Origin of the sequence: Dyadobacter sp. CY351, from assembly GCF_021502625.1 — a bacterium.
Taxonomy (GTDB): Bacteria; Bacteroidota; Bacteroidia; order Cytophagales; family Spirosomataceae; genus Dyadobacter; species Dyadobacter chenhuakuii.
In genome coordinates this window covers 111,529-125,529 of sequence record NZ_JAKFFU010000002.1, presented here as the reverse complement: position 1 = coordinate 125,529, position 14,001 = coordinate 111,529, and the positions used below count along the sequence as shown (strand labels likewise).

Here is a 14,001-nt window from a genome sequence, read left to right as displayed (position 1 = left end):
AAATCCGGGGCAATGTAAATCCGGGCTGGATTAAATACGGGGCAATTGAAATCCGGGCTGTTAATCGTACAAATCCTCCGAGCGTTCCAGCATTAAAATAGAGGCTTGCGGAACGATGACGTATTTCTGGCCGTCGTATTCCAGGTCAATGGCGTTACGTTGCAGATATATGGCTAAATCGCCTTCTTTGGATTGCAAAGGCATATATTTTACTTTTTCCTCAGTCTCCTTCCACGGCTCGTCCTCTGCGGCAACCGGAATTGGGTAACCCGGGCCTACTTTAATAACATAACCGCTTTGCACCTGTTCCCTTTCCGTGATGGTCGGTGGCAGATAAAGGCCACTGTTTGTGCGGTCACTCGGGCTTTTCGGGCGGATCAAAACGCGATCACCCACAACTATAAGGCTTCTTAATTTGTTATCGGCTGTTACTTCGTACATTTTATTAAATCGTTAATCTAAAAGACATTAATCATCCATCCCACATCTGGTAACAAAAATTCCAACGCAAATGTTTTTCCTTTTTTCTTCCTAAAACTGAAAATAAATGAACTGATTTTCAGTAATAACACCTAAAAAGTAAGTCAGGAAGGCAATGATGGGGAATAATATAAAAAATACGGCAGTGCTGCGGGTTGGAATTTTTTCGAAGTAATGTTCTTTCCAAAGTAAAAATCCGATCAGGAATACGCAGAACCACATTTCTACGTGATTGAATGGGCTTAATATCTGATCTGACAGGGAAAGACTCCCTATCTTCTCAAAAATCACCATTGAGCGGCTGAGTGAGTTCCTGAAAAATATCCAGGCTAAGGTTACCAAAGCAAAGGTCAGCAGCACATTAACGGTCCGTACAAAGAAGTTATCGGGGATTTGAATATTCGCCCGCTTCAAATATTTGTCGCGCAGAAGGGCCGTAATCTGGTAAAATCCGTGCAAAGCGCCCCATATGACAAAGCTCCAACTTGTTCCGTGCCATAATCCGCTGACCATGAAGACGATCATCAGGTTGCGGAATTTGATAAACTCTCCACGCCGGTTGCCTCCCAATGGAATATATAAATAATCCCTGAACCATGTGGAAAGCGAAATATGCCATCTTCCCCAGAATTCGGGAATGGATCTGGACTCATATGGCGACCGGAAATTGTCCATCAATGTGAAACCCATTACCCTGGCAGCACCAATGGCAATGTCGGAATAGCCGGAAAAATCGCAGTAAATCTGAAACGAATAAAATGCGGTGGCAGTAAGTAACGTGAGTCCGTTATGGTCGGAGGCCGGATCATAGGCATAGTCCACGAACACGGAAAGCCGGTCTGCAATCACCATTTTCTTAAAAAACCCAAAGGCCATTTGCATTAATCCCGACTTAACCAGCTCAAAATCATATTTGAAATACGAATGAAATTGGAAAAGCATGTTTTGCGGACGCTCAATCGGACCGGCGACCAGCTGTGGGTAAAACATGACATACAATGCGTAAATACCAAAATGTCGCTCGGCGGTCTGGTTACCCCGGTAGACTTCAATGGTATAACTCATGGCCTGGAAAGTGTGAAATGACAAGCCGATCGGAAGCAAGATCTTTCCTTCGCCAGTCGTCATCCATTCGGCTATGCGGCTGGGGACAAGCCTCGTTAATGCCGGAACGGCGGGCCGCAAATCGAAACTGGCGAGCACGCTGTTGATGGAATCCTGTAAAAAATCGTAGTATTTGAAGAATGCGAGAATCCCGATGTTGGAAATCAAGCTAATGATCAGCAGCAACTTTTTTCGTTTCTGATCATTTGATTGTTCTATCCAAATGCCTGCATAATAGTCGATTACGATGGTTCCAAACAGGATCAGGATAAAGATCGGCTTGAAAACCATGTAAAAGTAGCAACTGGCTGCCAGCAAAAGCATCCACCGCCCACGCCACGACAGGCTGAAATAAGCCAGCGTAACGACAATAAAGAAAATGATAAATTGTATATCGGTAAACAGCATCAGCTCAAATGTACTCTCGGTTGACTATCTCCTCTTTAATAATAAACAAAGGGCGATTTTTGGACTGAAAAAATATGCGGAGAACGTATTCTCCAATGATGCCCAGCGCCAGTAACTGCACGCCGCTGAACAGGATAATCACAAACAACAAAGACGTAAAACCCTCGATAACCTGGGCAAAAAACATCTTTTTAACCACGACAACAATGAAATAAAACAAGGAAATAAGGATGGCAATCACCCCTACCCGACTCATGAATTTGATCGGAAATTCACTAAAATTGAAAATCCCGTTGTAAGCAAGCTGGAATAATTGCTTGAACGAATATTTGGATTCCCCCGCAGCCCTTGCATCTCTTTCATACTCAAAACCAACCTGTTTGAAACCGATCCAGGAGCGCATTCCCCTCAAATAACGGCTTTCTTCGGGCATTTTATTCAGCACATCTACAACCCGGCGGCTTATCAGCGCGAAATCACCGCTGTCCAGCGGGATCTCCACATATGAAATAGAACGTAGAATGCGGTAGAAGAAATGATAGCCCATTTTTTTCACAAAACCTTCCTTACGCTTTTTACGGACCGCGTAAACCACATCATTCCCTTCTTTCAGTAATTTATAAAAATCCGGAAGCAATTCGGGCGGATCTTGCAAATCGCCATCAATGACGAAAAGCGCCTCACTTCCACGGGCTGCTGCAATTCCGGCTGTCAATGCAAGCTGGTGACCATGGTTTCGAGATAAAAATACACCATGATAACGTTCGTCTGTAAGTGCCAGCTGCCTGATTCTTAATGCTGTATCATCTTTACTTCCATCATCGATAAGCACTACTTCAATAGAGATCGGACTGGAATCCATCAATGCATTGATTCGCTGAATGAGCATGGGAAATGACTCGGACTCATTATAAAGCGGCGCGACAATGGATATCTGAGGGATTTGAGACATTCTTCTGTTTGGCTATTTGACCTATGGCGGCAAAAATACACCTTTCAGCGCATTATCAAGTGCCCGAATGATTTATGGGATTGTAATTTTTCTAAGAATACCACCTTGCGACTTTCCGTTTTCCACGTGAATGATGCCCAAATCATACGATCCGGGTTTGAGAGCAGTGAGTGGGATTTCAGTGTCGGCCCCTTTGTCATATTGCTTGAAAATGTTCCTGCCTGAGTATGCCTGAGGAGTCATTTTGAAGAAATAAAGCTGCCTGGCGTCTCTGACAAAGGCATAATGACCATTGTTACGATTGAGCCACATGCTGCTTTGCGGATCATGAATATGTAAAACGTTGCCATGTGTGGAGATCAAAATGCCTTCTTCTGCCGGCATTGGATTTTGCATCTTCCTAATTTCCGTTGCCAGCTTTTCGGGCGCATCCGGATATTTATAAACATCCCGGCTTACCATCTGCTTCATCATGGTGTCTACATAAGCTGCGCTTGTCGAAAACGGGACATGGCCCAGTCCAAATCCATTATGCTCCTGGTTATAACCATTGACTGTCAGATATTTATTCCTTTCAGCAATGACCGGCAGGTAACCGTAAATAGAAAATCCCCAGATGATCACACTCGTTGTCAAAGCAAATTGGAATATCCATTCCTGGACTTGCTTTCCCTTTATAGTATTGATGAATGTAAGATAAGCAACGGTTAAAAACAGTGCAGGATACATTTTGTAATTGCTGACGATCATTACAAAGAAGCCGAAACGAGGCCGTAACAAACCGATAATCAATGCATTGACTAACAGAAATGTCAAAATACCCAGCAAGAACATATCCTGCTTCTTCTTGTCGATTGAGGTTTCCTGACCTGTGTAAGGGATGTTTTTAGGCCGGTTGAATGTGCGTGTAAGCCAGGGAAGGAGTTGTTTATACAACCAGATCGCAATCCAGATCGTCACCAAAAAGCCCATCAGAACAGGCAATGCGGAGCGGACGACAATGGTTTTCTCCGGAAAAAAATCGAACAGACCACCCAAAAATGCAAAGAAGCCCAAAACGGATAAATGTGGATATTTTGCAAAGAACTCCATGCTGGATTCGTTGCCCTGGGCCGACATTCCGTAAAAATAAAGCCCTACGGCAACCGCGCCCGCTATGAGCCAGACGGTAAGCTGTTTATAATTGGATCTTAAAAGAAGTATCATCACACCCGCCGGCCAAACGAAAATCCCGTTACTCATGGCATAAGTGGCACATACAGCCGCCAAAACCGCCCAGCCAAACCTTTCCCTAGACAAGAGAAACATGGAAAGGCTGATAAAAAACACCACCGGCTGGTGCTGCAAGCTGCATATCGCCCAGAGGAAAACAAGGTGATATTGTAATTGGAAAAGCAAAAATGGGACCGGCAAAAAATACCACCAATTGATCTTCGTCCTGGCAAAGGAAAGCCAGAAAATCCTTAATGTGCCCAGCGTAAAACAAGCCCCGGCAATGTGCAGGAATGTGAAATTCAAGTGCCCGGTAACCCAATAGTAAGCAAGTGTGACGAGCTTCCCGATCACCATACGGTGTTCGTTATTAGGCTGAAATAGCAATGTTAACCGGTCGGAAAAAGAAGGATCGGTGATCCACTTTCGCAGGAAATCCGGAAACGGGTCAAAATCGTCGTACCAGGGCAGGTTGACGGAATAATATAAGATGACAAACACCCAAAGCAGCACGGGCAGCGTCATGGCGGCACTTATAGCTAACTTTTTATTGCTGTTCACCTTGCGAATCTTTCATGATAATTACTTTCCTGCCGAAATATCCGGCCATGCATTTGTTCCACCAATGGTCGGGATTGTCCTTGATGTCGTCGTCTACAAAAATTGAGAACGGCTTAGAATGGATCGGCGGCAGATAAACGGTGCTTTCCTTGGAGCTGCGCAACATATCATAGCGCGCATACATTTCTTTATCAAATGCTGCTGCTTTCCCATTTATCAGATCTGAATACATTAAACGAACATTGGCGCTGCGGTAAAATGACAGGCTTATAGACAGCGTCAAAACTGCGTAAAGTATGCCGTATCGAACCATTGAGAATTGAAATGGACTGGTCGTGCTTTTTTTGAAATAATGAAAAACCACCCCGATCACATAAAACCAGCCGATCAGGAAAAAGAAATAAACACAATTTATCACACGCGGCGTCGGCTCAATTCCTACCCCATAATACGAAGGGAAAAGCTGGGCCGATAGGACACCAATGAACAAAAGCATTGCATACCAGACCGGAATTGAAAAATAATTCCTGGCCCCGGCCGAAAGCCTGGAAAGGACAACCAGCCATGCCAATGAGAAGAAGATCAGCGGTGTACGGAATATCCAGTCGAAGCTCAGTACAGCAAGCTTTTTGAATGATGAAATAACCGAAAAAGGAATATTCCCACCCAATGGATTGCCGCCGATGCGCGCCTGGTTGCCCGGTGAGCTAAAATACAAGTAACAGGAAACCGCACAGACAGCCAGCATTGCGATCATAAAACCATCCACTTTCCTGTGAAAAAGAATGCGGTAAACCCACCACGCGCCAATGAGCAGCACAATGATGAGCAGGTTGGTTTCACTGCTTCCAACGATGGCAAAAACCAGAAATCCGGCCAGACTGCTTAAAATAACCTTTGCCGTTTGCGTGTCCTGGCGATACCAACGCAGCACGAGCACGATCCATAGCAATGTAAAAATGTTTGGAATCGTATAAGTCACAAACGCCGCCATCCAGTAGAATGCCTCAGACATGCTGGCGATTTTGAGGATATACAGGAAGAAAACAACCCCGGCAAATCCTAAATGCGCCATGCGCGATAATGTGGGCGTAAGATGCCTGAAAAGACTGTAAAGGGCGAAAACAACTCCCGATAGCAGGATAACCGGCAAAATCTTGAAACCATTGATCCAGTGAAAAAGAAGCGGATTGGAATGGTTCAGAAAAATCCCGAAATAGCGGCCCGTCCAGCCCGAATAGTAGTAATTCATGGCTTCGAACCAGCCGAATTTGAACACCGTATCAATGTAACAATAATCGTCGGCCGGGGAAGGGTGATTGAAATAAGAGAGCGCGAATAACGGAGCCAGGACTGTGACCATCAGTAAAATGTTGATCCAGTTGCCTACGATCCGATATTTTCGATAAAATCTATTCATTTAAAGTTTTTTCAATGATGTAACGAGGACGGCCTTTTACTTCTTCGTAAATCTTGCCAATGTATTCTCCGATCAACCCCAGCGCCATCATGTTGGAACCACTGAAAAACGTGAGCGGCAACATGGTGGACGTCCAGCCGGGAACCGTGTAACCGACCAGATAAGAGAAAAGGATATAAGCCACAATGATCATTGCGACCATAAAATTGAAAACGCCGAAATACAAAACGAGGCGCATCGGGAAAGTGGAAAAAGACGTGATGCCATTCCACGCAAAAAGCAACATTTTGCTCAGCGGATATTTCGTTTCTCCGGCTTCACGTTCCAGTCGGTTATAGTAAACCTTATCATTCCGGAAACCCACCAACGGCACAATGCCGCGCAGAAACATGTTGATTTCTTTAAAATTACCCAGCTCCTGCAAAACCCGGCGGTCCATTAAGCGGAAATCGGCATGATTGAAAACAACCGGAACGCCCATTTTTTGCATTAATACATAAAAACTTTCCGCAGTAACACGCTTGAACCAGCTGTCGGAGCTCCTGTCCCCTCTTACCCCGTAAACCACCATGGCGCCGTCCCGGTGCTTTTCTACCATGGCTGCAATGGCGTTCATATCGTCCTGCAAGTCGGCATCGATGGTGATGAAGCAGTCGAAATTGTCGATATTTTTTTCCAAACCGGCCATAATAGCGCTTTGATGGCCGAAATTCCGGGATAGTCCCACGCCGATAATGTTGGGGTCCTGCTGGCAAAGGGATTCTATAATGTTCCAGGTTTTATCCCGGCTTCCATCATTCACAAAACAAATGCGGCTGTCTTCTGTAATAAGGCCCTGCTGTTTGAGCGAGTTGTAGTAAACGCTCAGTTTGGAATAGGTCAGATGTAATATCGCCTCTTCGTTGTAGCATGGAATTACCAGAAGTAAACGCGCTGGATTCATAGAACACCTTTTAATTAAGTCGACAAAAATAGCAGTAATAAGTTAATATGCTCTTTTTATCGGTTGAGTCTTCGCATTCGGCTGCGCCAATTATTTCCTGACTCCCCCGCCTTTTTTACCTAAAACCGTATTAATCAGCATCGGGTAAAGCAGCACGGCGAGTAATATCAGCAATGTGCCCATGTAAAATTCGGAAGTCATGCGCTCTTTCTCTCCAAAAAAGAAAAAAGCCAGTGCAATGCCGTAAACCGGTTCCAGATTAATGGTCAGATTGATGAGGTAAGCCGAAAATTGCTTCATCAGCTGCGTGGCCATCGTGCTCGCGTAAACCGTGCATATGAACGCCAGGAACAAGATCCAGATCCAATCTTTCGCAACGGGAATGTAAGGTTCGCCGTTGGACCAGCCCTGCCATTCGAATATCATTACAAAAAACAATGAGAAAACTGTTGCACCGATCATTTCATAAAATGTAATGATGTAAGCGTCAATGCGTTGCACAAGCCTGCTGTTGGCAACGGTGAACATGGCGGCCAGCAAGGCGGAAGCCAGCGCGAGTGCCAATCCCAGCGCATGGTCGAATTCAAATTTGAAAACCACATATAAACCCGCAAACGCCAGAATCCCCAGCCCTACTTCGAGCGGCCGAACGCTTCTTTTATTGACCAAAGGCTCAATTAAGCTCGTCCATAATGATGTGGTGGCCATTCCTGCCAGACAAACCGATGCCGTGGAAACACGAGCCGAGGCGAAAAACAGCATCCAATGCGCGGATAAAATGAAACCAACCAACAACATCCGTATCACGTCCCTGCTGTCGGCTTTGAATTGCTTTTGCTTAAAGAAAATGATAGCCCCCAGCCCAACCGCCGCAAACAAGGTCCGGTAGAAAACCAGAGAAACGGGTGAAATGGTGACCATAAGGCCCACGATGGCCGTGAAACCCCAGATCAGGACCAGAAAATGAAGATGCAGATATGAACGCAGCGCCGTGGGTGAAAACATGGTTAACGGGGCAATGTTTTATACAAAATCAGCCCTATGCATGAAAAAACAATGTTGGGCAGCCAAACCGCAAACAATGTGTTGATCGTGCCCGCCTCCGCCACACCTTTTGACAAAAGAAAGAATAATATGTAAATAAATGCCAGCATAAACCCGAGCGCAATCTGCCAGCCCACGCCTCGCCGGCTTTTCCTGGCGGACACTATGACGCCGATCGCGGTAAGGATCAGAATGGCGAAAGGTTGGGTAAACCGAATGTATTTTTCAATTAAATAAACTTCCAGACCATCCGCACCGCGACTTTTGAGGAGGTCGATGTATGCATTCAGCTCAGGTAAGGTGAATGTTTCGAAAAGGTTATAATCGCTTTCAAAATCTTTGGGGGATAAATTGATCGTAGTGTCAATTTCTGCGCCCGCACGCAGCTTTTCACCTAGGCTGTCCAATGTCCGGACCTGGTAATTTTGCAAAGTCCATTTGCCTTTTTTGGGCTGCCAAACGATTTTATCCGCGTAGAATTTCTGCAAAAGCTTATTGCCCTTTATCGTTTCCATCGTGAATTTATTCCCGGTTTTGGTCATCGTATTATAGCTTTCCAGGTAAGCATACACATCCGGGGCGATGGTAATGTGGACATTATGGCCGCTGAAATAGAATTCCTGCTTCACATAAGTCTTCTCAAAGCTGTTACGGACCTTATTTGCTTTGGGCAAAATCCAGCCTACCTGAACGAATGTTAGACATCCTAAAACCGTTGCGCCGATCATGTAAGGCAACAGCATCCGCCCGAAGCTGATCCCGCTGCTGAGCATGGCTATGATCTCCGTGCGGGCCGCAATCCGGGAAGTAAAAAAAACCGTAGCAATAAAAACCATCAGCGGACTGATGTAATTGATCCAGTAAGGAATGAGGTTGAAGTAATAATCGACGATGATCTCGTTGAGCGGCGCCTTTTTTTCCAGAAAGTCATCCACCTTTTCCGTGTAATCGATCATGCAAATGATAAGCACGATCACGAATGCAACGAAAACGTATGTTATCAGGAAATTTTTGATCAGATAACGATCCAGTATTTTCAATCTCATGGCTGGGGAAGTCTCATCGGCGCTGAACCAGTAAATTTTTGGACACCTCGAGACTGATAAACAACGTCTGACCGCCGTTTATTTGTACAGAAGCTGATTTATCATATTCATTAATTTCTTTCACTTCTATAACAGCGCCCAAAGTAATCCCGGACCGATCCAGATGCTGCAAAAAGGAAGGTGCGTGGTCCAGCACCCCCATCATCAACACTTTTTCACCCACCTGAATGTCCGTCAATATGGTATAATCCGGCTCGGTCAGGTTGCCTTTGGCGTCGGGGATCGGGTCGCCGTGAGGGTCAAATCTGGGGTGACCCAGAAATGTGTCCAGTTTCTCGACCAGGATCTCAGATGGGATATGTTCCAATTCTTCCGCAATGTCGTGCACCTCATCCCAGCCAAAGCCCAATTTCTCAACCAAAAATACTTCCCATAGCCGATGCTTTCGGATCACCTTGATCGCAACCTTCTCGCCGCTGTCCGTAAGCCTTACGCCCTGGTATTTTTTATAATGTATTAATCCTTTTTCCGCCAGTTTACGTAACATATCTGTCACGGAAGCGGCGCGGGTGGATGTGCTTTCTGCCAGCGCATTCGTACTGACCTCCACGCCCTCCCGGCCGGAAAGTGAGTGAATGATCTTTAAATAATTTTCTTCTGTGAAGGAGTTTTGCATTGAAGTCATCACCAAGGCATTAATCTTGATATGAACAAAAGTACGACTTACTAATCGGAAAATAAAAAATTTAGACTACTCTAAAAATATATTTGTGAAAACATTTATCTTTGTTTTTAGTAAACTAAATTGTTTATTACAACTGCTTTAAAAAATGCTTGATAGTTTGAAAATCAAAGAAACCTCGCATAATGTAACACCCGGTGAAGGTGGAAGACTTGCTTCTTTATCGGAGGTGCATTCATCCATAACAGTTCCGGAAGGCGCGGGATTTTGGCGAAAACTGATGGCCTTTACAGGCCCCGGACTCATGGTCGCCGTGGGTTATATCGATCCGGGAAACTGGGCAACGGACATTGAAGGAGGTTCGCGGTTTGGCTACACATTGTTATCTGTAATCCTGATTTCCAACCTTTTTGCGATGCTTTTGCAGCATCTTTCGCTCAAATTAGGCATTGCGTCGGGACGTGACCTTGCACAAGCCTGCCGCGATTACTATTCCAGGCCGGTTTCATTTGTGCTCTGGATACTTTCTGAAATTGCCATTGCCGCCACTGACCTTGCCGAAGTGATCGGTTCAGCCATTGCACTAAACCTGCTTTTTGGGCTTCCATTGCCTGTGGGCGTGGTTTTTACGGCGCTTGATGTGCTGCTGGTTCTTTATTTTCAACAAAAAGGCTTTCGGATTATTGAGAGTATCGTCGCTGGTTTAATGGGCATTATCCTGCTCAGCTTCGTATATGAAATGATCGTATCCCAGCCTTCTATCGCCGGAATCGTCGATGGTTTGATCCCAAGAACACAAATCGTGACCGACTCTGGAATGCTGTACATTGCGATCGGGATTTTGGGCGCTACCGTGATGCCGCATAACCTTTACCTGCATTCCAGCATTGTCCAGACCAGGGCGTATAACAGGAATGACGAAGGCAAAAAATCCGCGATACGCTTCGCAACCATCGATTCCACGGTTTCCCTGGCACTTGCATTCTTCATTAACGCCTCCATCCTGATCCTCGCCGCAACCGCTTTTCACGCAAACGGACACTTTGAAATTGCAGACATCACGGACGCATATCACCTGCTGGATCCGGTTTTGGGCGTAGGTCTGGCGGGTATCTTTTTCGCGCTGGCTTTACTTGCTTCCGGGCAAAGTTCTACATTAACCGGCACATTGGCCGGGCAGATCGTAATGGAGGGTTTTTTAAATATCCGTCTTAAACCCTGGCTGCGCAGGCTCATAACCCGGGGCATTGCCATCATTCCGGCACTCATCGTTTCATCATTATATGGCGAGAAAGGAACGGCGGACCTGCTCGTTTTCAGTCAGGTAATTTTGTCGTTGCAACTAAGCTTTGCTGTGGTGCCGCTGGTGTTCTTCACGTCCAACAGTAAGATCATGGGACGCTTCGCCAATTCCCGATTTCTGACCGTTTTGGCCTGTGTAATCACCCTGATTATTATTAGTTTGAACCTCTTTTTGCTTTGGAAAACCTTCTTTTGAACCTCAAACTTTAACTTAGTTTAACAAAGTCTCCCCTGCTCCCGGCCACAACTTGCCGCCCAAAACACACTTCTTCCCGCATAGGTTCGGAAAGAAGTGTCTGATTGAAAATTAATTTTATCCATGTAAGAACCTTTTTGCATGCGGTTTCCTAACTTTCGCCGTTTTTTCGACCTAAAGTGAATGGAATCAAAGCATAAATTGAACAAGATTACGGCAGCCGGTGTACTGGTTGCATTCGGGATTATTTATGGCGATATAGGCACTTCGCCCCTGTACGTAATGCAGGCGATCATCCTGAATGAAGTCATTACCGAAGAAATCATTTATGGCGCCATTTCCTGTATTTTCTGGACACTTACTTTACAGACAACCGTCAAATATGTAATCCTCATCCTGCGAGCCGATAATAAGGGAGAAGGCGGGATTTTCGCCCTCTATGCGCTTGTTCGCAAGCACGCCAAATGGCTCACGGTCCCTGCCGTGATCGGCGGCAGTACACTGCTTGCAGACGGGATCATTACCCCACCCATTTCCGTATCATCTGCCGTTGAAGGTTTGCAGCTTATTTATCCCAACATTCAGACTATACCCATCGTAATCAGTATCCTGACGCTGATTTTTGTCATTCAGGCATTTGGAACAAAGGTTGTGGGGCGTGCTTTTGGCCCTATTATGGTCACCTGGTTTGTGATGCTGGGCGTGCTTGGTCTCCACCAGATCATGGAGCATCCGGAAATCTTAAAAGCGCTAAATCCTGTCTACGGCTACGACCTGATCACCAAACACCCAGGCGGTTTCTGGATCCTGGGAGCTGTTTTTCTTTGTACAACAGGAGCCGAAGCATTGTATTCGGATCTCGGACATTGCGGCCGGGAGAACATCCGGGTGAGCTGGATTTTTGTAAAAATATGCTTGTTACTCAATTATTTCGGCCAGGGAGCATGGCTTCTTACCGAAATGGGCAATCTTTTGGAAGCACGCAAGCCATTCTATGAAATCATGCCCGAATGGTGGTTGCTGCCCGGCGTTGTGATAGCCACACTGGCAGCGATTATCGCCAGCCAGGCTGTTATAACCGGCTCATTTACCTTAATCTCCGAAGCAATACGCCTGAATTTCTGGCCAAAAGTGCGCTTAATTTATCCAAGCGATCAAAAAGGACAACTCTACGTGCCGAGTATCAACTGGCTGCTTTGGCTGGGCTGCTGCGGTGTAGTTTTATATTTTGGAAAATCATCCAATATGGAAGCTGCGTATGGTCTGGCCATTACGCTGACGATGATCATGACGACCATTCTCTTCTCTTATTATCTGTATATCAAGCGGGTAAATCTCTGGATCGTGATCGCCTTCATGCTTTTCTATTTATTTATCGAAGGCATGTTCCTGGGCGCTAACCTCCTGAAATTCACCCACGGAGGCTGGTTTACAATTCTGGTAGGAACAGTCGTTGCTGGTTTGATGACGATCTGGCTTAAAGCGTTCTACATTAAGCTGCGTTTGACGGAATACACGAAACTGGAAAAATATTTACCGGCCCTGCACGAGCTCAGCCGCGACATCAGTATTCCCAAATACACGACGCACCTGGTGTTCATGACCAATGCTTCCCGGGCTACGGAGATCGAGACAAAAGTGATTTATTCCATATTCCAAAAACGGCCGAAACGTGCTGACGTTTACTGGTTTATCCACGTTGACATTACAGATGATCCGTACACAATGGAATACAAGGTGTTGTCCGACGACGATAACAATGATAATGTAATCAAGATCAATTTCCGTCTGGGCTTCCGGGTGGATCAGCGGATCAATATGTTCTTCCGGAAAGTGGTGGAGGATATGGTGATGAACAAGGAAGTGGACATTACCAGCCGATACGAATCCCTTAGCAGACAGAACATTACGGGTGATTTCCGTTTTGTTGTGCTAGAAAGGTTCCTGTCATTTGAAAACGACCTGCCGCTGTTTGAACAGCTCGTGATGAAGACTTATTTCTTTGTTAAAGACTTCACCACGTCTGAGGACAAGTGGTTTGGACTGGACAGCAGTTCGGTGAAAATCGAGAAAGTGCCTTTGATCATCAGGCCGGTTGAAAATGTAAAGCTGCGGCGCGTTTTTAACTGATTATTTCAAATAAACACCTTCTTCGTCCGCACGGCTTAAAACCACTTCCACGTGCTCAGTAAGCGTGGTACTCAGCGCATAACCCACGTAATCTGCGTGGATAGGGAATTTGTGATGGCTCCTGTCCACGACAACGGCAACCTGCACTTTTTTCATACTCACTTTCAGGAAGGGTTCCAAAGCAAATGCCAATGTCCGTCCGGTGTTCAGCACGTCGTCGGCAATAACAATGACCTGATTTTCGATCAGAACATCCTTGTCAAAAATCACAGGGCTCTGGAAATGAATGTGTTTGTCAAAACGCAGCTCAACCAGCTCGACATGCAGCGGGGAAATGTCCGTGAGCTCGGCAACGAGTCTTTTTGCAAAAGCATAACCTTCCCCGGCTATTCCGGCGATGATAATGCTCGTTTCTTCAAAATTATGCTCATATATTTCAAACGCGATCCTGCGGATCTTCTGGCTCGTTTGAAGCGGACTTAATATCTGGCGTTTCTTTGAAATTGTACTGTCGGTCATTG

12 protein-coding genes are annotated in these 14,001 nt (G+C 45.6%); 2 read left to right on the top strand and 10 right to left on the bottom strand.

Annotated features, from left to right (window positions below):
- Window positions 1-60: 60 nt before the first annotated feature.
- The 9 genes from L0660_RS02660 to L0660_RS02620 all read right to left on the bottom strand — a co-directional run bounded on the left by L0660_RS02660 (window position 61) and on the right by L0660_RS02620 (window position 9,846).
- Window positions 61-441, bottom strand: coding sequence for a co-chaperone GroES family protein (locus L0660_RS02660; RefSeq protein WP_233795423.1), 381 nt, complete (start codon window positions 439-441; stop codon window positions 61-63).
- A 90-nt stretch (window positions 442-531) separates the two neighbouring features.
- The gene (locus L0660_RS02655; protein WP_235157579.1) at window positions 532-1,992 is read right to left on the bottom strand and encodes an MBOAT family protein; all 1,461 of its coding nucleotides are present in this window, start codon (window positions 1,990-1,992) and stop codon (window positions 532-534) included.
- Between the two features lie 4 nt (window positions 1,993-1,996).
- Window positions 1,997-2,944, bottom strand: coding sequence for a glycosyltransferase family 2 protein (locus L0660_RS02650; RefSeq protein WP_235157576.1), 948 nt, complete (start codon window positions 2,942-2,944; stop codon window positions 1,997-1,999).
- Between the two features lie 72 nt (window positions 2,945-3,016).
- Window positions 3,017-4,717: a hypothetical protein gene (locus tag L0660_RS02645; RefSeq protein WP_235157574.1), complete on the bottom strand. Its 1,701-nt coding sequence runs from the start codon at window positions 4,715-4,717 to the stop codon at window positions 3,017-3,019.
- Window positions 4,704-6,137, bottom strand: a complete 1,434-nt coding sequence (locus L0660_RS02640; protein ID WP_235157572.1) for a DUF6056 family protein — start codon at window positions 6,135-6,137, stop codon at window positions 4,704-4,706. Before L0660_RS02640 ends, L0660_RS02645 begins: the two co-directional genes overlap by 14 nt.
- Window positions 6,130-7,080: a glycosyltransferase family 2 protein gene (locus L0660_RS02635; RefSeq protein WP_233795418.1), complete on the bottom strand. Its 951-nt coding sequence runs from the start codon at window positions 7,078-7,080 to the stop codon at window positions 6,130-6,132. The genes L0660_RS02640 and L0660_RS02635 overlap by 8 nt, the downstream gene beginning before the upstream one ends.
- A 90-nt stretch (window positions 7,081-7,170) precedes the next feature.
- On the bottom strand, window positions 7,171-8,085 hold the full coding sequence (locus L0660_RS02630; protein ID WP_235157569.1) for a DMT family transporter: 915 nt from the start codon (window positions 8,083-8,085) through the stop codon (window positions 7,171-7,173).
- Window positions 8,086-8,087: 2 nt separating this feature from the next.
- A complete protein-coding gene (locus L0660_RS02625; protein WP_233796326.1) occupies window positions 8,088-9,164 on the bottom strand; it encodes an LptF/LptG family permease in 1,077 nt (358 codons plus the stop codon).
- A 19-nt stretch (window positions 9,165-9,183) separates the two neighbouring features.
- The gene (locus L0660_RS02620; protein ID WP_026630661.1) at window positions 9,184-9,846 is read right to left on the bottom strand and encodes a metal-dependent transcriptional regulator; all 663 of its coding nucleotides are present in this window, start codon (window positions 9,844-9,846) and stop codon (window positions 9,184-9,186) included.
- Between the two features lie 154 nt (window positions 9,847-10,000).
- On the opposite strand from L0660_RS02620, the gene L0660_RS02615 reads away from it, so the two are divergent.
- Together L0660_RS02615 and L0660_RS02610 are read left to right on the top strand one after the other, a co-directional pair.
- Window positions 10,001-11,350: an Nramp family divalent metal transporter gene (locus L0660_RS02615; RefSeq protein WP_235157566.1), complete on the top strand. Its 1,350-nt coding sequence runs from the start codon at window positions 10,001-10,003 to the stop codon at window positions 11,348-11,350.
- A 183-nt stretch (window positions 11,351-11,533) separates the two neighbouring features.
- Window positions 11,534-13,480 (top strand): KUP/HAK/KT family potassium transporter, encoded by a 1,947-nt coding sequence (locus L0660_RS02610; protein WP_233795415.1) that lies wholly within the window; start codon window positions 11,534-11,536, stop codon window positions 13,478-13,480.
- On the opposite strand, the gene L0660_RS02605 is transcribed toward L0660_RS02610, so the two are convergent.
- Window positions 13,481-13,999, bottom strand: a complete 519-nt coding sequence (locus L0660_RS02605; protein ID WP_235157562.1) for a phosphoribosyltransferase family protein — start codon at window positions 13,997-13,999, stop codon at window positions 13,481-13,483.
- Window positions 14,000-14,001: the final 2 nt, after the last annotated feature.